16 protein-coding genes and 4 tRNA genes are annotated in these 21,523 nt (G+C 43.3%); 17 read left to right on the top strand and 3 right to left on the bottom strand.

What is annotated here, in order from left to right:
* Positions 1–209: 209 nt before the first annotated feature.
* From JXL83_01590 to JXL83_01530, 13 genes are all read left to right on the top strand, one after another.
* On the top strand, positions 210–4,052 hold the full coding sequence (locus tag JXL83_01590; protein ID MBN2362804.1) for a tetratricopeptide repeat protein: 3,843 nt from the start codon (positions 210–212) through the stop codon (positions 4,050–4,052).
* A complete protein-coding gene (locus JXL83_01585) occupies positions 4,049–4,537 on the top strand; it encodes a GNAT family N-acetyltransferase (GenBank protein ID MBN2362803.1) in 489 nt (162 codons plus the stop codon). Before JXL83_01590 ends, JXL83_01585 begins: the two co-directional genes overlap by 4 nt.
* A 28-nt stretch (positions 4,538–4,565) precedes the next feature.
* Entirely contained in the window at positions 4,566–6,155 is a 1,590-nt protein-coding gene (locus JXL83_01580) for a hypothetical protein (GenBank protein ID MBN2362802.1), read from the top strand.
* Positions 6,156–6,177: 22 nt separating this feature from the next.
* A complete protein-coding gene (locus tag JXL83_01575; protein ID MBN2362801.1) occupies positions 6,178–7,521 on the top strand; it encodes a sigma 54-interacting transcriptional regulator in 1,344 nt (447 codons plus the stop codon).
* Between the two features lie 159 nt (positions 7,522–7,680).
* On the top strand, positions 7,681–8,073 hold the full coding sequence (locus JXL83_01570) for a NifB/NifX family molybdenum-iron cluster-binding protein (protein MBN2362800.1): 393 nt from the start codon (positions 7,681–7,683) through the stop codon (positions 8,071–8,073).
* 29 nt (positions 8,074–8,102) lie between these two features.
* Positions 8,103–8,426: a DUF5320 domain-containing protein gene (locus tag JXL83_01565; protein ID MBN2362799.1), complete on the top strand. Its 324-nt coding sequence runs from the start codon at positions 8,103–8,105 to the stop codon at positions 8,424–8,426.
* Positions 8,423–8,785, top strand: coding sequence for a NifB/NifX family molybdenum-iron cluster-binding protein (locus JXL83_01560; GenBank protein MBN2362798.1), 363 nt, complete (start codon positions 8,423–8,425; stop codon positions 8,783–8,785). The genes JXL83_01565 and JXL83_01560 overlap by 4 nt, the downstream gene beginning before the upstream one ends.
* The gene (locus JXL83_01555) at positions 8,782–9,630 is read left to right on the top strand and encodes an ATP-binding protein (protein ID MBN2362797.1); all 849 of its coding nucleotides are present in this window, start codon (positions 8,782–8,784) and stop codon (positions 9,628–9,630) included. Before JXL83_01560 ends, JXL83_01555 begins: the two co-directional genes overlap by 4 nt.
* Positions 9,627–10,502 carry an ATP-binding protein gene (locus JXL83_01550; GenBank protein ID MBN2362796.1) on the top strand — a complete coding sequence of 292 codons (876 nt, stop codon included), beginning with the start codon at positions 9,627–9,629 and terminating at the stop codon, positions 10,500–10,502. Before JXL83_01555 ends, JXL83_01550 begins: the two co-directional genes overlap by 4 nt.
* Complete coding sequence (locus JXL83_01545; protein MBN2362795.1) at positions 10,484–11,686, top strand: P-loop NTPase; 1,203 nt, start codon at positions 10,484–10,486, stop codon at positions 11,684–11,686. Before JXL83_01550 ends, JXL83_01545 begins: the two co-directional genes overlap by 19 nt.
* On the top strand, positions 11,676–12,101 hold the full coding sequence (locus JXL83_01540; GenBank protein MBN2362794.1) for a PaaI family thioesterase: 426 nt from the start codon (positions 11,676–11,678) through the stop codon (positions 12,099–12,101). Before JXL83_01545 ends, JXL83_01540 begins: the two co-directional genes overlap by 11 nt.
* A gap of 282 nt (positions 12,102–12,383) precedes the next feature.
* A complete protein-coding gene (locus JXL83_01535) occupies positions 12,384–13,325 on the top strand; it encodes a substrate-binding domain-containing protein (protein MBN2362793.1) in 942 nt (313 codons plus the stop codon).
* A gap of 41 nt (positions 13,326–13,366) precedes the next feature.
* A complete protein-coding gene (locus JXL83_01530; protein MBN2362792.1) occupies positions 13,367–15,700 on the top strand; it encodes a response regulator in 2,334 nt (777 codons plus the stop codon).
* 43 nt (positions 15,701–15,743) lie between these two features.
* On the opposite strand, the gene glgB is transcribed toward JXL83_01530, so the two are convergent.
* From glgB to sppA, 3 genes are read right to left on the bottom strand one after another with little or no spacing between them, the layout of a single operon-like run.
* Positions 15,744–17,951 carry a 1,4-alpha-glucan branching protein GlgB gene (gene glgB / locus JXL83_01525; GenBank protein MBN2362791.1) on the bottom strand — a complete coding sequence of 736 codons (2,208 nt, stop codon included), beginning with the start codon at positions 17,949–17,951 and terminating at the stop codon, positions 15,744–15,746.
* 10 nt (positions 17,952–17,961) lie between these two features.
* A complete protein-coding gene (locus JXL83_01520; protein MBN2362790.1) occupies positions 17,962–19,278 on the bottom strand; it encodes a hypothetical protein in 1,317 nt (438 codons plus the stop codon).
* 2 nt (positions 19,279–19,280) lie between these two features.
* Positions 19,281–21,011: a signal peptide peptidase SppA gene (gene sppA / locus JXL83_01515; GenBank protein MBN2362789.1), complete on the bottom strand. Its 1,731-nt coding sequence runs from the start codon at positions 21,009–21,011 to the stop codon at positions 19,281–19,283.
* Between the two features lie 128 nt (positions 21,012–21,139).
* Here sppA and JXL83_01510 point away from each other — a divergent pair.
* The 4 genes from JXL83_01510 (at position 21,140) to JXL83_01495 (ending at position 21,520) form a co-directional block, all read left to right on the top strand.
* Positions 21,140–21,211 (top strand) — tRNA-Glu (locus tag JXL83_01510).
* A 58-nt stretch (positions 21,212–21,269) separates the two neighbouring features.
* Positions 21,270–21,342: transfer RNA gene (locus tag JXL83_01505), tRNA-Thr, on the top strand.
* Positions 21,343–21,359: 17 nt separating this feature from the next.
* A tRNA-Tyr gene (locus JXL83_01500) sits at positions 21,360–21,441 on the top strand.
* Between the two features lie 6 nt (positions 21,442–21,447).
* A tRNA-Gly gene (locus JXL83_01495) sits at positions 21,448–21,520 on the top strand.
* Positions 21,521–21,523: the final 3 nt, after the last annotated feature.

Here is a 21,523-nt window from a genome sequence, read left to right as displayed (position 1 = left end):
AGTGTAAAAGATAATATGTTTGCCGTTCTGTTTTCTAAATGTTTTACAGGCGCTTTCTTGACGGATCGAGCTTTGATTTGCTGACGGAGTTGAAACAACTTCTGATTCAGGATCGAGACCATGCAAATGCATAAACTCGAGAACCCTGAAAACACTTCTTATAATAGCCGTCAATTTGTCCCGGGTGTGGACGAAGGTATTTTGAATTTATGAGATGTCTGGTTCCTGAATTAATTTCACAGAATTTAATCAAAAAAAAATTTAAAGGCTATCTGAAAGGCGCAGTGCTTTTCGCTGACATTTCAGGTTTCACGAAAATGACAAAAACCCTGATGGAAAAAGGTCCCGAAGGTGCGGAAGTGCTTTCAATTTCCATAAACGGTCTTTTCGGGCGTTGCATAGACTCAGTTTATATAAACGGAGGTTTCGTTTCGACTTTCGGTGGAGACGCCTTTTATGCTGTGTTTCCGGAAAGCGCCGGTTTTTGTAAGAGAACTGTTAAAGCAGCCGAAGAAATAAAGAGATACTTTTCCGAGAGAGGAGAAAAGAAAAACAGATTCGGCAAATTCGAACTTTCCGTAAAAGTCGCGATATCATACGGCGGCATAGAATACCGAATTCTTAAAAGAGACGGGATCGGAGCCTATTACATAAAGGGAAAGCCTTTTTATGACTCGGCAGAACTTTCCGGATCCTGCGGAAAAAACGAGTCTCTGGAAGACAGGAAATTTAAAGCGATTTCCAATAAAACACGGAACTCAATAAAGACTTCCCGAGCAGGTGTCCGGATTTTCACGGGAGAGAAAAACATAGACTCGATGTTTTATCCGAAAAAAGTAATTTCGCTTAAAACGCCGGGAGAATTCAGAGAGACGATAAATTGCTTTATATCGTTCGATGAAAACGACTTTGACAATGTTCTTCCGTCCGTTGTCGCTTCTGTCGAAAGCCACAAAGGATACTTAAACAGAATAAGTTTCGGAGACAAAGGTGGATTCATGCTTGTTGTTTTCGGCGCCCCTCAAAGCGAAGGCAACGATCTCGACAGAGCGCTCGATATGTGCGTAGATTTCAGGGGAATAGAAGGTTTTACATTCAAAGCCGGCGTCTCTTCAGGCATGGCTTACTCCGGTTTCATAGGCAGCAGAAACAGGTGTGAATACACCGCAATTGGTGAAAATGTCAATATGGCTGCAAGATTGATGAGTAAAGCAAAAACAGGAGAAATAATAACAGACGAAAAAATACGCGAAGCAAAAAGATCGTCTCATATATTCACGTCAAAAGGGAAAACTGTTCTGAAGGGATTTAATGAACCGATAGAGGTATTCTGTCTGGAAAAAAAAATCAGAAGCATTTCAGAAGTATCCGAATTCGGGAAAATTATCGGCAGAGAGACCGAGATATTGGAAATACAAAGAAAGTTGGACGCTGTATTGACCGAAAAGTCGTGTCAGATAATATTTCTGACTGGAGAAACCGGTATAGGAAAAACCAGAATAATTGAAGAATTGTACCGAAAGAGAGGCGACTTCAAATGGTATTTAGTCAACTCGGTTTCAACGCGCAAAAAAAGTCTAGGGGTGTTTGAGAGGTTTTTTAGGAACGTTTTCGATTACGAAGAAGGAATGACCGGACAAAACCGCGATAAATTTTTCAGAATATTCCGAAAATTAATCTCTTCAATAGAGGGAAAGAATGAAAAAGAACAATTCAGCAGAACGGAATCTTTCATCGCTTCAATTCTTGGAATCGAAATAAAGGATTCTCTCTACGAAAATCTCGATCCGAAATCCCGGTTTCAAAATATTGTGTGGTCAGTGAGAGTGTTTTTTGGAAAAATACTGGACGAAAGTAAATCTGCTCTCGTTTTCGAAGATATCGAACACCTGGATCCTGCTTCGGAAGAACTTGTCAGGTTGATCGTTTTGGATTCGGCGGAAAAAAAATGCGCGATTATTCTTTCCTCTACGGACGAAAAAATCATCTGTCTGGAAAATGTAAAAACGGCTTGCGAGGAAAAGGCGGTTTTACATTTGAAATTGGAAGCTCTCGATGAAAATAAAGCGTCTGAGCTCATGGACAGCAAAATGGCTGAAATAAACGCTGTCGATAATGTAAGGAAATACATATTGAATAAAAGCATTGGGAAACCTCTGTTTGTTATAAACTATTGTGATTACGTTAAGGAAAAAATTTCAAAAAATCCTCTTTACGATCCGTTTCTTGACGACAGGATGCCTTCGGATCTTTATTCTCTTACGACTTCAAAAATTGACGCCTTGAGACAGGATGTAAAAACCGCCCTCGAAAAAGCAGCGATTTTCGGAACCGAGTTTTCACCGGGAACCCTCAAGTTTTTATTGGGAGTCGAATTTTCAGAAAAAGTGCTCAAGGAATCAATCAACAGCAGGATTATAGAAGTTTCTGATGCGCATTCTTTCAGGTTTTCCGATCTTGTCACTTATAAAGTCCTGTATGAAATGCAATCGAAAACTGTCTTGAGAAGAACTCACGGGAAAATTGCCGACAGATTGCAGGATTTTTTTGGAACAGACATTGCGCCTTATTTCAAAGATATAGCTTATCACTATGAAAAAGCTGAAAAACCTGAAAAGGCCGGTGAATTTTATAAAAAAGCGGCGATGAGAGCCGCTGAAAGATTTGAAAACGCCGATTGCGTTGAGTATTACGGTAAAATTCTCGCTTACATGAAAAACAGATACACACTGAAAACGAAAGACAAGGCGGAAAAATTTCTCGAGTTGTCTTTGAAAACAGAGCGGGTTCTGAATTTAATGGCGAAAAGGAAAGAACAAAAAAATGTCCTAGGTGAAGCCATGAAAGTCCTAAAATACGCGGGAGACATACTCCTGAAAACGCAGATTATAGACAAGTCAGGTTGGGGCGAAATGAAAGACGGTGAAAAAATGCCTCCCTTGGAAAAATTCATTGAAGCATACAGGATTGGCAAAAAATATTCAAATGATAAAATACAGGCTGAAAGTCTTCATTCACTCGGATGCCACATGTTGAATTTCGGTAAAGTAAAAACTTCGGAGAAATTTTTCAAAAAAGCTTTGAAAATCGCCGAAAAAAATAATTTTGAAAAAGAGATTCAAAAGATACTGACTAATCTCGGCGGCATCTACTATATGCAGATGAAGTTTGAAAAAGCCATTGAAATGAACAGAAAAAGCCTGAGGATTGCAAGAAGAGAAAATAATAAAAACATGCTTCTTTATTCCTACGAACATCTTGCGGTTTTATACGACGTAAGCGGAGATTTCAATAGAGCGGAAAAATATTACATAAAATCTCTGAAATTGGCTGAAGAAACCGGAAACAGAAACGTCCTTCATTCCATATTCAATAACCTGAGTTCACACTATTACGATTTGGGTGAATATGAAAAGAGCATGTGTTTTTGCGAAAAGGGACTAATTGTTCTTAAAGAAATCAACGCTCCGTCAGAGTTTGCCCACGCCTACAATTTGATGAGTCAGATAAATCATTATCATTTCAAAGACGAAGACAAAGCCTTTGAATACATAGAAAAATCTTTGGAGGTTTCGAGAAGGTTCAAGGACTTCATCACTTTAGTTGACACACTTGAAATAAAAGCGGGATATCTCTTTGATTCAGGTAAGTTGAAGGAAAGCCTCCGTCTCACTGACGAGATTTTGAGTTACGAGAAGCGACTGGGGAATTTCATAGAGATAATACGCGCGAATATCAAGCGCCCGAGGATCGTGTTTGAGTTGAGCACAGATATTAAACAAAAGAAAGAATGCATAGAGCTTTTGGAAAAATTACTGCCGAAGACGGAATCAGACGAGTTGAAAGCGGAACTTCTGTTCAATCTGTGGAAAATGAGCGTAAAAATCCATTCACACAGGGAGAAAGCAGAAAAATACAGAGACGAAACAATAATGATTTACGTTAAAATCTCTGAAAAATCACCAAAATTTATATATAAAAGAAGACTGGACGAATTGAGAAATCAAGACGGTTATCAATTGAACGGATTTGCAAGCGAGGAGAAGAAATGAAAGACTCTTTTGAAATAATAGAAATATCAGAGAAATACAGAAAATTTGTAGTCAAATACATTTCAGACAACTGGGGCTCTTCGATTTTAGTATCATGTGGAAAAATTCACGACTCTGAAAACCTCCAAGGTTTCGTCGCGATCGAAAAAGGCGTCATAAAAGGAATAGCGACATTCGAAATAGTTGGAAAAGTATGCGAGATCGTTTCTCTTGACAGCATGGATAAAGGACGCGGGATAGGAAAAGCTCTCGTTGAGAAAATCATTGACAAGGCAGCGAAAGAAAAATGCAGTATGGTGTGGCTTATAACGACGAACGACAACACGAAAGCGATGAGATTTTATCAAAAAATCGGCTTTATCATGTCTGCTTTTTACAAAAATGCACTTAATGAATCAAGAAAACTTAAACCTGAAATACCGCTGACAGGAAATGACGGAATACCATTGCTTCACGAAATTAAATTTGAAAAAATATTACTTTAATGCGATCAGATTTTTGAAAGGAGGACACATGACTTTAAAATCATTCATTTTTATTTTTTTCTTTTGCCTTGAACAGAACATTGCATATTCAGGAATCATATATGTCGGCCCTTCAAGACCTTACACAGAAATCTTTCAGGTGACCGGAATCCTCGGCCCGGGGGATACAGTGTTCGTCGACGGCGATCACACCTATCAGGGAGACGTTTCTTTTACTGAACCTGGGACGCAGGATCAAAAAATAGCCATAATAGGAGTCAGGATAAACGGAAACAGGCCTACAGTTTCCGGCGGCACCAACACTGTCGCGTTTATTTCCCCGTGGCCTTATGAAAGTGGTGCCGACCATTACATTTTTCAGGGTTTTGAAGTGACAGGCGGTTCGTCGAGAGGTATTTATCACCAGTCAGACGACCTCACCATAAGGGATGTCCTCGTAAGAGATTGTCCCGCACACGGTATTCTCGGGGCCGATCAAGGATCCGGTTCATGCACAATGGAATATGTAGAAGTGAGGAATTGCGGCAACGGATCCTATCAGCACCAGATTTACATGGCTACGGACGAAGTCCATCACCCCGGCAGCGTGTTCAGAATGCAGTTTTGCTACATACACGACGCTGACGGAGGCAACAACGTCAAATCGAGAGCGGAGCGAAACGAAATATACTACAACTGGGTCGAGGGAGGATACTATCACGAACTCGAACTCATCGGTTGTGACGGAGGAGACACCGGCAACATTCATCTGAAAAGAGAGGATTCGGACGTCGTTGGAAACGTCCTTGTCAAAAAAGCCACGTCAGCCGGCAACAGTCCGGAATTCTACGTCGTCAGGATAGGCGGTGACGGAACGGGGATGACCCACGGAAGATACAGGTTCGTAAACAACACAATTATATGCGGAACAAGCGCCGTTATCAGGTGCTTCGACACGCTTGAAACCCTTGAAATGCACAACAATGTGTTTTACAGACCCGGAGGAAACATAGACATAATTCGGACAGTCGATGCCGTGTGGGTTCACGATACAGCCGTCATCACAGGCAGTGACAATTGGGTCTGTCAAGGCGCCGCGAACATACCTTACCAGTGGACTGGCACTATTGAGGGAAGCGACCCTGGATTTGTCAACTTTTCCGAATTGGACCTGAGAATTATACCCGGAAGCCCCCTCGTCGGAGAGGGAAATCAAACGCCTTCAAGCCCTCAGGGATTTCAGTTTCCGAATCCTTTATTTCCCCCTTTGTTTCACCCCCCTCTTCATGAATTGGTTTTGAATCCGGTCGAAAGACCGGCTGACGGCCAGATTGACATAGGAGCATACGAATACGGCTCAACTCCAGTTGAGGAAAATACAAATCTCGGAAGCGATATCGTTCAAGCGGATTTTTATGTGACCGTTTACGGGGGAAAGGTTTTTTTCATAGTTTCTCATGCGGGTGATTATGAACTGTCTGTTTACGATTTGACAGGCCGTGCCGTCAATTGTTTTACGGGCGAGAATACAACAGAGACGGAATTGATGTTTGAATGTGTTTTAAAACCGGGGCACTATTTCGCGGTCTTGAAATGCGAGGGAAATAAATTTGTCCGCTCTTTTCAAACAGTGAATTAACCTCTATATTGTATTAGTAATGATGAATGAAATAATTTTAGAAAGCATATCCGACGGAGTTTTCACAGTTGATTTGAACTGGAAAATTACATTTTTCAACAAAGCAGCCGAAAAGATCACGGGCGTAAAAAGGAGCGATGCCTTGGGTAAAAATTGTTGCGAGGTATTCAAATCCAACATGTGCGAGACGAAATGCCCGTTGAGGAAAACTATAAAAAACGGCAAGCCTCTGATAGATATTGCCGGATACCTTATAGATCTTAATGGCAGAGAAATTCCAATAAGCGTTTCAACGGCTCTTTTACATGACGAAAAAGGCGAGATAATAGGAGGAGCAGAAACTTTCAGAGATCTGAGCGAAATATCGGAATTGAAAAAAGAACTGAGTGAAAAAACGGCTTTCGGAGAGATGATAAGCGAAAACGCCGAAATGAGGCGCATCTTCGATGTCATTCCGGCTATATCGGAAAGTCCAAGCACGGTTCTCATTCAAGGTGAAACAGGAACCGGTAAAGAAGTGCTCGCCAAAACCATACACAATTTGGGACCTCGTTCCAAAAAACCTTTTGTAGCAATAAATTGCGCCGCCCTACCGGACACGCTTCTCGAATCGGAACTTTTCGGTTATAAAAAAGGGGCTTTCACCGGCGCAGATAATGACAGAACAGGTAAAATTACCGAGGCCTCCGACGGCACTTTATTTCTCGATGAAATCGGCGAAATATCGCAGTCTCTGGCGGTTAAACTGCTCAGGGTACTTCAGGAGAGGGAGTTTGAACCGCTGGGTTCAAACGTTGTCGTAAAGACTGGCGCGCGTATAATAACCGCTACAAACCGTGACCTGTATTTGATGACGCAGAAAAACGAATTTCGACAGGATCTTTTTTACCGCTTGAACATCATATCGCTGACACTGCCTCCATTGAGAAAAAGAAAAGAGGACATACCTCATCTCGCCGAGAAATTTTTGGACAGATTGAATGTAGTGCAGAAAAAAAACATATCAGCATTTAAGCCTGAAGTTTTTTCGTTTTTTTATACCTATGACTGGCCCGGAAATATAAGAGAACTCGAAAATGTCGTCGAGAGAGCTTACGTGCTGTGTTCCAAGAAAATAATTGGCATTGAATGCCTGCCTCAGGAATTGACAAAATTCAAATTGCCTCAGGTGGAATCGGGCGATATAAGGACGGCGAAAATAATGGTAGAGGAACAGGCTATAATGCGTGCACTCGAAAGAAACAAAAACAACAGAAGCGCCGCGGCAAGAGAACTCGGAATAGATAAAACTACCTTCTACAGAAAAGTAAAAAATTACGGCATTATACTCCCCTCAAAAAAGAAGTTGCGGCGACAGGAAATTTAGTTGCATAAATGCAACGGTAATAAAACAGATTGTGTTTCATTGTTGCACCGGCCATCTTTTTGCGCCTGAAGGGGCTCTTTCATAAATATCGCACATTAGCGACATGTCAATATATTTGAAAAGAATTGTTATTGGCATAGGTGTTGCTTATTTAATTTTATGAAACTTGCTATATCAGTATGGAATGACAGGATTGCCCCGGTTTTTGACGCTTCCGAAAGTGCAGTCGTGTACAGTTTTCAAACAGACGGATCCGTGGAGAAAATTTTTTTTTCATTGTCTCAGGAAACGGTACAGGAAAAAGTCGGATTTTTATACGAAAAAGGAGTCACAGCTCTTATATGTGGTGCGATATCCGAAAAAGGCTCACGCGAGGTTTTAAGCAAAGGTATTGAACTGATTCCTTTTGTCGCCGGAGACATTACGGATGTACTCAATGCGTGGACAAACAGGTCGTCAAAGATAGAATATTCAATGCCGGGGTGCAGATTTGCCGGAAACCGCAACAGGAAACAGCGCAGGTGCGGCGGCAGAAGAAAATTTGGCCGTTAATATAAAAAACAATAAAAAAGGAGGATTTTATGCCAGGTGGAAATGGAACCGGACCTTGGGGCGCCGGCCCCATGACGGGAAGAGGAATGGGCTTTTGCCCGGGTTACTCTGTTCCCGGATTCATGAACACGACGGCGGGATTTGGCAAAGGTAGGGGTTTTGGAACAGGCAGATTCGGAGGAAGAGGTTTCGGGAGAATGTTTTGGGGATGGCAGAGATTTGGCCAATTCGGATCAAATTTTTCGAGTGAATCCGTAAACGAAAAAGATTCGCTGAAGCAGACGGCTGAAGCCCTGAAATCACAATTGGACCAGATTAACAAACGTCTTGAAGAAATGGCGGGCGATAATTGAAAGTCGCCGTCACTTGTGCGGGGAAAGATCTTGATTCCCCGCTTGACAGTCGCTTCGGCAGAGCGTCGAATTTCATTATTTTTAACATTGAAGACGGCAGTTTTACTGTTCTCGATAACGAACAAAATCTAAACGCGGTTCAGGGGGCCGGAGTTCAATCGGCTCAGAAAATAGCCGGATCAGGAGCCGCCGCACTCATTACAGGGCACACCGGTCCAAAAGCTTTCGCCGTTCTCAAAAGTGCCGGAATTGCCGTTTACCACTCAAGCGCGCCGACTGTAAGAGAGGCGCTCGATGATTTTAAAAACGGAAAACTCGGAGCCGCGGACAATCCGGACGTAGAATCTCACTGGGTATGACTATAGCCGTTGCTTCGGGAAAAGGAGGCACAGGAAAGACAACAGTGGCCATAGCGTTGGCTTTGTCTTGCCGAAAAAAGATAACTCTTTTGGATTGCGATGTCGAAGAGCCTAACGCCGGGTTGTTTTTAGACACAGGAGCTTTAAAAAGCGAAGAAGTCGCTGTTTCAGTACCTTCGATAGATTTAACTAAATGCTCACACTGCGGTGAGTGCTCGGATTTCTGCAATTTCAACGCATTGGCAGTCACTGCAAAAGAAGTGCTCGTTTTCGAGGATTTGTGCCACAGTTGCGGCGGGTGCTCTCTCGTCTGCCCTGAAAACGCTATAAAATATAAAAAAGCGGTCATTGGGCAAGTGGAAAGCGCCTGCAAGGAAAGTGTTTTTTTTGTACAGGGAGTATTGAAAGTTGGAAAAGCAATGTCCCCTCCCGTCATTCGCGCGGTAAAAAAGCGAGGGAATCCGAAGGGGCTGACTCTAATAGATTGTCCGCCAGGAACTTCCTGTCCCATGATAACGGCAGTCAGCGGAGCGGATTACGCGATTCTTGTGACAGAACCTACGCCTTTTGGGAAACACGACCTCGTCCTCGCGGCTGAGACAGTCAGGAAAATGAAAATCCCCTTCGGAGTCATAATCAACCGTTGGGGTTCAAACTATAAAGGGGTCGAAGAGTTCTGTGAAAAAGAAGGAATCGAAATATTGATGAAAATAATGGAAGACAGAAAAATAGCCGAAGCCTGTTCAAGAGGAAAAAGCATTTTGGACGCCCTTCCGGAAATTGAAAATGAATTTATAAAAATTATTGATGATATTGCGGCTCGTTTCAAGGGGAAATATTTTTGAAAGAAATAGTTGTAATAAGCGGAAAAGGCGGCACAGGAAAAACCAGCCTTACGGCTTCCTTCGCATTTTTATCGAAAAACGTCGTCGTCGCCGACTGCGACGTGGACGCAGCCGATCTTCATCTTGTGCTGAATCCGAAAACGATCTCCCGGGGCCGGTTCAAAAGCGGAAATCTGGCAGTCATCGACCCTGCGAAATGTATTTCGTGCGGGAAATGTGAATTGCTGTGTAAATTCGAAGCCGTCATTTTAAATAAAAAAACCGGAAAATACAGTGTCGCCGAAACAGGTTGCGAAGGATGCGGAGTCTGCGTCCGTTTTTGTCCGGTTCAAGCGATCGGATTTCCCGAAAGAGATTGCGGAGAATGGTTCGTGTCCGAAGTGTCTTGCGGAAAAATGGTTCACGCCAGACTTGACAGCGGAGCGGAAAATTCAGGCAAACTTGTCAGCCTGGTCAGAAAAAAAGCGAAAGAGGAAGCTGAAAAATCAAAGGCGCAACTGATAATAGTGGACGGGCCGCCCGGCATAGGATGTCCCGTAATAGCTTCTGTCACAGGCGCAGATGCGGCGCTCATTGTGACTGAGCCGTCATTGTCCGGAGAACATGACCTGGAAAGGGTGGCAGACCTCGCGAAACATTTCAGAATACCTATTTACGTATGCGTGAATAAATGGGACATAAATCCTGAGAAGACACGCGGAATAGAACAATATTGCGTTGACTCGGGGGTCTTTTTTTGCGGTAAAATACATTACGACAAAAATGTAACGGAAGCTCAGGTGAACGGCAGGACTGTTGTTGAATACGGAGAAGGCGCCTGTGTCAGGGAAATAATTAATTTATGGGAGACGCTATGCAGAAAAATACTGTGAATAACGACGAAGAAAAAGCGCTCAGAGACAAAATATCCGGAATTGACAGAAAAATAGTTGTTTTATCGGGCAAGGGCGGTGTAGGGAAAAGCACTGTGTCGGTGAATTTAGCCTTGTCACTCGCTCTGCTCGGCAAAAAGGTCGGTCTTCTCGACATCGACATTCACGGGCCGAGTATTCCGACAATGCTTGATATGACCCAGACGAGGGCAGTCAGCGACGGATATGAAATACTGCCCGTTGAATTAGGAGACATCGAAAATTTAAAAGTAATTTCGATAGGATTTCTTCTTGAAAAACCTGACGACGCGGTTATATGGAGAGGCCCGATGAAAGCGGGAATGATTAAACAGTTCCTCAAAGACGTAAAATGGGGAAAGCTCGATTTTCTAATAATAGACTGTCCTCCGGGAACTGGAGACGAAATTCTTTCGACGGTTCAGCTTCTCGGGGCGGGTGTCGAAGCTGTTGTCGTGACAACTCCGCAGGAAGTCGCCGCAGCCGATGTAAGAAAATCTCTGAATTTCTGCGTCAAACTGGGACTTCCTGTCACAGGTCTCATAGAAAACATGAGCGGTTTTGTGTGTCCTCATTGCGGCAGGAGAACCGACATTTTTAAAACGGGAGGCGGAGAGAAAACGGCGCGAGCATTTAAAGTGCCTTATCTGGGGAGCATTCCAATCGATCCGGCTGTTGTGGACTCAGGCGACGAAGGTCTTCCTCTCGTCAAAAGACTGGAACATTCGCAGTCGGCAATCCTTTTTTCGGCCATTGCTGAAAAAATTATAATAAATAATACTTTGACCAACGGTATAGAAAAATTACAAACAACCGCGGAGGAAACTATGAAAATAGCCGTTCCCGTTGCCAACGGTCTTTTGAACGCTCATTTCGGGCATTGCGACACTTTTGCCATAATCACCGCAGACAAGACCTCCAAAAAAATAACGAACAGGGAAGATGTTCCTGCGCCTCCTCACGAACCGGGTCTTCTGCCGAAATGGCTTGGAGAAAAAGGCGTAGAAACAATAATAACCGGAGGAATGGGGAACAAGGCTAGGTCCCTTTTCGTCGAAATGGAAATTGAAGTAGTCGTCGGAGCTCCTATCGAAACGCCTGAAAAACTTGTCGAGAGTTATTTGGAAGGAAGTCTGAAGACGGGAGAAAACGTCTGTGACCACTGAAAGCTCTTCCTTCGTCCGTATCCCTCTTTCTCACAGGCACTGCAGATTTTGCGGAGAAGAAAATCCCGCTTCGCTCGGGCTTAAATTCAAAACCGCAGAAGACGGATGCGTGTACACTGAATTTGAATGTGAAAAACTGCTTCAGGGATATGAAGGATACCTTCACGGAGGAATTATATGCAGTCTTCTCGACTGCGCGATGACTCATTGTTTGTTTAATAAAAATGTTTCGGCATTCACGGCTGAACTGAACGTCCGATTTTTAAAACCTGTGCCGGTCGATTCAAAACTTTTAGTAAGGGCATGCTTTAAAGACAGGATTCACGGAATGTTCCGCCTGAAAGGCGAGATACTTACAGAAGGAAAACTTTTTGCAGTAGCTGACAGTAAATTCATGGAGATTCACAAGAATTGATTGTTTTCTGAAAATACAGGACGTGATTGTATTGTAATAAATACAACCGCTGTTTGTTTTGATTTGCCCTGTCAGATACAGGTAAAAACCTGAGACGCTTAATATAAAAAACGAATTTTTTAAGCCGTATGAAGAAAAGGCCTGGAAATCTTTATTGTACTGATTTGGATATTTTGGATTATTTTCAGCAGTAATATTTTTTGTGTTTTATATTCCCGATTTATTCTATAATTTAACCGGATAGCCGGATCGGAAACTTACCGCTTATAAAGGAGGTTTCTAATGCCGAAATTGTTAAGTCATTTTTTTTGCGTGTTGTTTAAAATTTCATCGTTAATTATATTGGCAGTAACCGTACCGAACTGTTCTGGTAAAGAGGATGACACTAAAAACGGAGACAACGATACAGTTATTGTCGGTTTGCTTATAAGCATGTCGGAAGAGACTCCTTTTTTTGTATCTCTTGTTAAGGGCGCTAATGAGTCCGCTGAAGAACACGGCGTCGAACTGGTCGTTTTATATGCGAACGATGATGAAGACCTCCAGTTCAGACAGATCGGCGAACTCGTCGAAAGAGGAGCGGCCGCAATACTGCTGAATCCGGTCAGCGATATGTTATGCCCTGCGATCAGATCAGCTTCGTCTTCGGGAGTTCCCGTATTCACGATTGACAGAAGCATCTCCTGCGACTCCGTCGTTTGTCATATCGCGTCGAACAATATAGAAGGCGGGATGATGGCGGGTGTTTATCTTGCTGAAACGCTCAACCGAAAAGGAAAAGTAGTTGAGTTGATCGGCACTCCGGGCTCTTCGGCGGCAACAGAACGCGGACTGGGTTTCAATCGTGCCGTTTCAAACTATCCCCAGATCGAAATTGTCGTTTCTGCAACTGCCTGCTTCAACAAGGCTGACGGAGAAAAAGTGTTCTCGGATATATTGAACGAATTCCCGGAAATAAACGGTGTATTTGCCCACAACGACGACATGATACTCGGTGCGATCGAAGCGGCTAAAAAAGCCGGAAGGTTGAACGGAATTGTTTTTATAGGATTTGACGGAATTGAAGAAGCGATCGTTTCGCTCGAAAAAAATGAAATGTCAGCTACAATAGCGCAAAGACCCGAGGAAATGGGGCGCATAGGAATCGAGACTATCATGGAATTTCTTTCCGGCAAAGATATTCCTGACACGATATTCATCGAGCTGGCGCTCATAACAAGATAAACGGCGACAGTCAGAATAAAATGAAGTTAACAAAGCCTAAAATGTCAATAAGACAGAGGACCGTTGCTGGTTTTTCCATAATAGTGATTTTCGTCGTTCTTTCATGCGTCTTGGGATTTGCCTATACGATCTCGGTCGAGAGAGTTGTCGACAATGTCATCCAAAATTCCGCTCGGCATGAAACATTAATCAGAGTTGATCAAAAGTGGCTGGAAATATCAACGGAAGTGGATAACGTCCTGCTGACGCGTCAAAGCGTCTTAATTGAAGGAAGACTGAAACTGGCGATGGAGAATTTGCTGTCGGAAATACAATTAATGAGAAATTCGTTTTTGTTCAGCAAAAATGAGTCTGCAAAAAATTACCTGACAACAATTGATGAAATTACTGAGCTGTCAGTTAAACTTGACGATGCCATAGACAGGGTTTCAAAAGACATAGAACAGGGAAAATGGGCCAGCGCTCAATACTTGAGGCACAACGATTTGGCGTCTTTGCAAAGAAGATTCGATTTTAAAATGAATCGTCTTCATTCAAATCTTCACAGTGAAATCGAAGCCTCGATGAACAATGCCGTGCAGACGATGAAGACGATGAGGATTTTCTGGGTTATTACCGCTTTGATGGCTCTTTTTGTCGGAATCATGGGGGACTTTGTTACTTCGAGAAGCATAGTGTCGCCGATATCCAAGCTTGTAGATGCTTCAAAAGCAATAGAGGGAGGAGATTTTTCGTTTAGAGTCAAAATGTCGAGGGGAAACGAATTTGACATTTTGGCGAAAGCTTTTAACGACATGACAACGCGATTCCAGGATCTTATACACACTCTTGAACAGGAAATCGCCGAAAAAAATCGAGCCGAAATCGCTTTGATCGAAAGCGAAAAAAGATACAGGGACATCTATGAAAATGCGATTGAGGGGATATTCCAGTCGACAGTTGAAGGCCGTTTTATTGATGCCAATCCGGCTCTTATAAACATTCTAGGTTACGATTCCAGGAAAGATTTAATTGAAAACTGCAAAAACATTGAAAAACAACTCTACGTTGCGTCGGAAGACAGGAAAAAATATATTTCTGACATTTTACAAAACGGAAAAGTAGTTGACAGAGAGATCCAGTTATTCAGAAAAAACGCGCAGAAAATATGGGTTTCTATAAGTACGCGTCTTGTTTATGATGATGAAGGGAATCCTTTTTATCTCGAAGGATTTGTTTCGGACATAACGGAACGTAAAAAGCTTTTTGATCAGCTTTCTCAGTCTCAGAAAATGGAAGCCATAGGAAGACTTGCCGGAGGGATAGCGCACGATTTCAACAATATTCTGACAATCATTATCGGTTACTGCGATCTATTATTGAGGGAGAATCCGGCGGAAAGTACAAAAAGTGCTTTGGAACAAATGATGGCGGGGGGAGAAAGAGGGCAACGGCTCACCGGTCAACTGCTCGCTTTCAGCAGAAAACAAATAATCAAACCCAGGACGATTGATCTCAACGGACTTATAACAAGACAACACGATATGTTCCGCCGAATTCTCGGCGAAGACATAGAGACAAAACTGTTTCTTCAAGAAAACCTGTGGAAAATAAGAATGGATCCCGGCCAGATAGAACAGGTGATAATAAACATTGTCGTAAACGCCCGCGACGCGATGCCCGACGGAGGAATTTTGACGATTGAGACGTCAAACGCGGAGTTTGATTTCTCATCCTCAAAAAGCAAAGCATGGGTGGAACCGGGTAAATATGTCCTCGTGTCAATAAGCGACAACGGAACAGGTATGGACGAAACAGTTAAAAGCCTGATATTCGAACCTTTTTTTACGACGAAAGAAAAAGACAAGGGAACGGGATTGGGATTATCTACGGTTTACGGAATTATTAAGCAGAATCACAGTTACGTTTATGTTTACAGCGAGTTGGGAAAGGGCTCGACATTTAAATGCTATTTTCCGAAAGTTGAAGATGAAGGCGAAACAGAATCCGATAAAAACCACCCTATGCCCGAAGTGAGAATAAATGAGACGGTTCTTCTTGTTGAAGACGATCCGGGAGTAAGAAATGTCACAAAAGAGACGCTAGCCAGTTTCGGATACAGAGTGTTTACAGCCGACAACGGCAAAGAAGCAATTGAGACGTTTAATACGAATTCGGAAGAAATCAGCATATTACTCACGGACGTAGTCATGCCTAACATGAGCGGAAAGGAACTGGCTCAAAACCTGTTAAAAAAGAAAAAACAACTGAAGGTAGTTTTCTTTTCAGGGTATACTGAAAACACAATAGTACAGAAAGGAGTTCTTGACAAGAATGTCAGGTTTCTTCAAAAACCTTATTCGACAAAGGATTTGCTTGACATTTTGGGCGGCTGAAACATTAAGACGGAAAATTATGTTCTTTTTTTTATTATTTTCTTCAGCCGTTATCAGGCGCAAGATATAGGACGGAAAGAGGAGGAAGGGTAATTTCAACAGAATATGGGTAAGAGTGCCATGGCTTGTCGTCAGATTTAATCCTGCCGTAATTGCCGACATTGCTTCCGTAGTAAAATTCGGAATCACTGTTAATCAACTCGCTGTAGTAAGTTCCTGAAGGCACGCCTATTCTGTAACTATGCCTGACTACCGGTGTAAAATTACAGACGACAACAACGTGGTTATTTTTGTTCTTACTCCATCTGACGAAAGCTATGACAGAACTGTCGGAATCGTAAAAGTCGATCCATGAAAATCCCTGAAAGCTGAAGTCTTCTTCCCAGAGAGCTTTGGTATTATTATATACGCCGATCAGATCGGCGACGAATTTTTTGAGCTTTGCGTGGGGTTCGTAGTTCAAAAGATGCCAGTCGAGACTTTTGTTGAACTGCCATTCTTCCCACTGGCCGATCTCAGAGCCCATGAAAAGCAGTTTTTTGCCCGGATGAGCGAACATGTATCCGAGTGAAAGGCGTGTGTTTGCAAATTTCTGCCAGTAATCTCCCGGCATTTTCGAAATCAGTGAGCGTTTTCCGTGAACGACTTCATCGTGAGAGACCGGAAGAATAAAGTTTTCCGTGAAAGCGTAAAGAAGCGAAAAAGTTATGTCGTTTCTGTGAAATTTTCTGAAAATCGGATCTTTTCCCATGTATCTGAAAAAATCGTTCATCCATCCCATGTTCCACTTGAACGCGAAACCCAGACCTCCCAGATAGACAGGTTTTGAGACCATCGGCCAGCTTGTAGATTCTTCGGCTATCATCAGAGCGGAAGGGAACAATTCGTAAATCTTCAGATTCAGGGTCTTTAGAAAATCGATGGCTTCGAGATTCTCTTTTCCTCCGTATTTATTCGGTATCCACTCGCCTTCTTTTTTCGAGTAGTCAAGATAAAGCATGGAAGCGACTGCGTCCACTCTAAGGCCGTCAATGTGAAATTTATCGAACCAGAAAATTGCGTTGGATACGAGAAAAGATCTGACCTCGCGCCTTTCGTAGTTGAAGACAAGGGTTCCCCAGTCGGGATTTTGACCCTGTTTGGGATCCTGATGCTCGTAAAGGGCAGTGCCGTCAAACATGGCGAGGGCGTGAGTGTCTCTCGGAAAGTGCCCGGGAACCCAGTCAAGAATGACTCCTATTCCGGCTTCGTGAAGTCTGTCGACCAGATATCTGAAGTCATCTGGGTTGCCGTATCTGCTTGTAGGTGCGTAGTAGCCCGTCACCTGATATCCCCAGGAATCGTCGAGCGGGTGTTCTGCTATTGGCAGGAATTCGACGTAATTGAATCCCATTTCCAGAAGATAAGGGATCAGAAGATCAGGAATATCCCTGTACGTCAGATTTCCATTAATTTCGTCTTTGGATTTTTTCATCCAGCTCGACAAGTGCATTTCGTAGATTGCAACAGGTTTTTCAAGAGGCAGTACTCTCCGGCGCATCCATTCCGAGTCATTCCATTTGTACTTTGTAAGGTCGAATACTGCCGAGGCAGTTCGCGGCCTTTTCTCAAAAAAGAAACCGTACGGATCGGTTCGAATGGATATTAGATTCTGTTTTGTTTTTATTTCATATTTATACAAAACCCCTTCTTCGATACCGGGAATAAAAAGCTCCCAAATTCCGCTGTTGCCGCGGGACCGCATGGGGTGTCGCCTGCCGTCCCAGTGGTTGAAATCTCCCACGACGCTGACTCTTTTCGCGTTTGGAGCCCAGACTGAAAAAACAGTTCCCTTTAAAGATTCGAAAACCATGACGTGAGCCCCGAGTTTTTCGTAAGCCATTGTGTTTGAGCCTTCGTTAAAAAGATAAATGTCATAATCGGAAAGGACAGGAGGAAGTCTGTAGGGGTCGTCCATTATGACGCTTTCGTCGCCGTTCCAGGAACATTTTATTCTGTAGGGGAAAAAATGTTCTCCGTCGGGAAACAACGCTTCGAAAAGACCCGCCGAATGTATCATCTCGGCTTTCCTGGTTTCTCTGTTTCCTATTATTTCTACATATTTGGCGTCGGGGGTGAAAACACGGACAGCGAGGACGTTTGAAGATTCTGTTACTTTCCTGTGCATTCCCAGTATTGAAAAGGGATCGTAGAGGTCAGAGTCTATTACGGTTTTAATTTCCGATTCAGTTAGGGTGGTACTGCCGGCCATCTGGTCTCCTCTATTTTAAAGTGAGTTCTCCGAATATTATGTCCGCCCAGGTTTCTCGCCGGGAAGGATCGGCATTTGATGGGAGAGAAACAAAGGAGACCGTTTCTCCGTCCACGTCTCTGTATTTTAGAAATGCCGAGACAATGTTCAATTTACCTTCAAGATTGAGGGCGTCTTTTAGATCTGAAACAGGGATTTCGACTAGAAATATGATCGTGTTTTCGGATTGTGAAACGGACCTCGCTTTTACATGAGAACTTTCCTGAAAATTTGATAATTTTAAAATTAGCTGTTCCGTGTTCGATTGATCATGAGGAAAGAGGGATATCTCGCAGTTATAATCCGGTAATGAAGGATTGGAAAAGTACATGGAAAAAAGATCTTTTCCGTGGGATATCTCACTGTCCTGCAGATATATTATCAGTTCGAGATAATCTTCCGTCGATCCGCCGACAATTTTGAATGAGGGATCAAAACCGGTGTAAGAAGAAGAAGAGACAGCGAAATTGTATCCGAGAAAAGCAGACCATATATTTAAAAAACGGGAGATGTCCTGATCGGAAATGCCGATCCATGATGTCGTAGGGAAAAATCTCTCGTCAGAAGGCAGGTCAAACAGAAAAATCAGGTCTTTGCCGTGAAGCGCGAAAGAATCATGCCGGACAATGTAGGATTTGGGAGAATATCCGTAAAAGTCCGGCTCGAAATAAATGGTCCCGGGTATTGACCAAACAGATCTCTCTATGCCGTAAAACGCTTCCGTTTCATCTATTTTCACCCAGTATTCCGGTGATTGAGCAAGGCAAAGACAACCCCCGGATAGATAAAGAAGACTTTTCATGTCGCGCCCTCCGTCGCGGTACTGTTCTTTAGACAAGAGATTGTAAAAAAGAGGAGCAATTGTTTCTTCAAGTAAAAATATTAGGTCGTAAGTTCTCGAAACAGTTTCGCTCTGCTGTGTCATTTTAAGATAGACTCCCTTTTTGTCGGTGAACACGTTTACGACACCGGCTGTTTCAATCGTGAACCTGCCGGTAGTGGAGGGGAAAAGACAACTATGTGAAACCGGCGTCCCCGAACGGTCGAGGACTACTATTCTGAACTTTGAGGTCGATCTGTCTGAGTATTCAAGGAAAACGACACAGTTGTCGCCCAAGGTTTGAAAAGCGTCGCAAAGAATCGAATCTGCAGTTCTGCCGTCAGGACCGGTAAATTCGGCCAGAGAAATTGCCATTCCGGCAGTGACCGCCAGATCGGAAGCAGATAATTTCAGTTTTTCAGCTATTTCTCCGGCTTGAAATGAAATTATTAAAAGAAGAGAAAACATTTTCAGTGAATTTCAAGTTTGTACGGAAATATAAGAGAAGGCTTGAATGAGAAATTTTTTTCTCCGAGAAAAAGAATACCCGAGGCTTCCGGAAAAACTCTTCCGGCAATAGCCATCCACGCCCTTTTCCTGAGGTTCTTGATGCTGAATGAAGGTTCCGGATATATTTCTACGCCAATGCTTGTTTCAACTGAAATTTCGGCCATTTCTTTGGCTATTGCAACTGCAAGATCAAGTCCCCCAAGAGTATCTATGAGAGCAAGTTTGTACGCCTCTCTTCCTGTCCACACTCTTCCGCCTGCGACTGATTCGACAAAAGCAGAATCGAGTTCCCTGTTCAGAGAGACTTCAGACGTGAAAAGAGAATACGCCTCGCTCGCATAACTTTCAAGAATTTCGGTTTCTCTCGGACTCAAAGGTCTGTATATAGACATGAAGTCTGAGGAAACATTCGTTTTAACCGTGTCCACGCTCAGGCCGGTTTTCAGCAGGAGACCGGAAACATCGGGTTTCAGCATGAAAACGCCTATCGATCCTGTCACGGTGAATTCGGAAGCAACTATGACGTCCGAATACATGGATACGAAGTAACCGCCCGATGCCGCCATGTCGCCCATCGAGGCGACGACCGGCTTTCTGCTTGCGGCGTATTCGACGGCTTTTCCAATGGCAAATGAGGCGTCGAGGTCTCCACCGGGACTGTTTACTCTTATCACCAGCGCTTTGAATCCGTCATTGTCGGCGGCTTTCATTATGAATTCGGCTATGACTCGGGCGTCTTGGGATTCATCGGAGCCAAACAGCGAATTGTCTCCGTACGATATCTCCCCTTCAATGAAAATTATGCACACGGATTTCTCTCTGGAAAAAGCATTTATGTCTTGAGAGATGTATTTTCTCGGGTTTATCGAACTGTCGGCTATGCCGAAATGGGCGGATATGTTTTCGTAAGATTCCAGCCTGTCGACGAGATGAAGAGACAAGGCTTTGGCGGCCGAAAGATATGGTCCGCTGTCGAGAATTACGTCGTAAGGCATAAAGAGGTCGTCTCTGTATTTTTCAACTTCCAGTACGTACAATTCATGTATTGAAGTAAGTATCTTCGTCAAATCTTCCCTGGAAGATGTTGAAAGAGAAGTATCCGTCAAAACGTTCGGCGCCGATTTGTAGTCTCCTTTGCTGAAAACTTCCCAGTGGACGCCGAGTTTTTCTGAAAGACCTGCGTAAAACAATACGGTCGAAGAGAGGCCGTCGATGAAGAGAGAACCGGTCGGAGAAAGGTATATGGAATCAGCAACGGAAGCGAGGAAGTATTCTTTGTCAGTAGCTCCGTTTATGTAGACGTAAACTTTTTTCCCGTTGCGTCTGAAATGTTCGAGCTCTTTACGAATGTCGGAGACACTTGACCATCCGTTTTCAATTCCGTGGATCTCGAGAAAAATAGAATGTATGTTCTCGTCTCCGCGTGCTTTCTTTATGGCTTGAATGAGATCTTCAACGGTGATGTCATTATATCCTGAAAAAAGATCTGCCGGATAAAAGCCGGGTATTTCCCTGTAATTTCCCGAAAGCCTTATACAAAGGCAGGAGGCGTTTGTGTCTCTTTGATATGCCATGTTTTTAAAGAAATCGTAAATAAGTTTAGACAGGAGAGTTGTGAAAAAAATGGCGGTTATGATAAAAACCGCCAGAAAAATTTTCAGACGTCTGCTATTATCCGAAGAATAAGACATTTGAATATAGAATATGTTTTTTTATATGGTGTCAACAGTTTTCTTTTCGGGAAATGAGAAGAAAACGTTTTTAAGTGATTTTTCCGTTGACAAGAGGATTCGTTTACATTTATATTATCGAACTTCGAGGCGGTATCGTCTAGGGGTCAGGACGGGTGGTTCTCAGCCATCAAACCGGGGTTCGATTCCCCGTACCGCCATATGCAAAAAAACTTGACTTTTTTATCTATTATTGTTAACTTAAACGTCTTAATTTTCGCTGGCGTAGCTCAGCCGGTAGAGCAGCTGATTTGTAATCAGCAGGTCGGGGGTTCAAATCCCTTCGCCAGCTATCGCGAAGCAGATGTAGGCGAGGTTCCCGAGTGGTCAAAGGGAGCAGACTGTAAATCTGTTGCCAGTGGCTTCGTAGGTTCGAATCCTACCCTCGCCATTTTCTGCGGGAGTAGCTCAGTTGGTAGAGCTTCGGCCTTCCAAGCCGATTGTCGCGGGTTCGAATCCCGTCTCCCGCTTTT

The sequence above is a fragment of the candidate division WOR-3 bacterium genome (assembly GCA_016934535.1).
Lineage (GTDB): Bacteria > SDB-A > SDB-A > SDB-A > SDB-A > JAFGIG01.
This window is presented reverse-complemented; position numbering and strand designations above follow the sequence as displayed.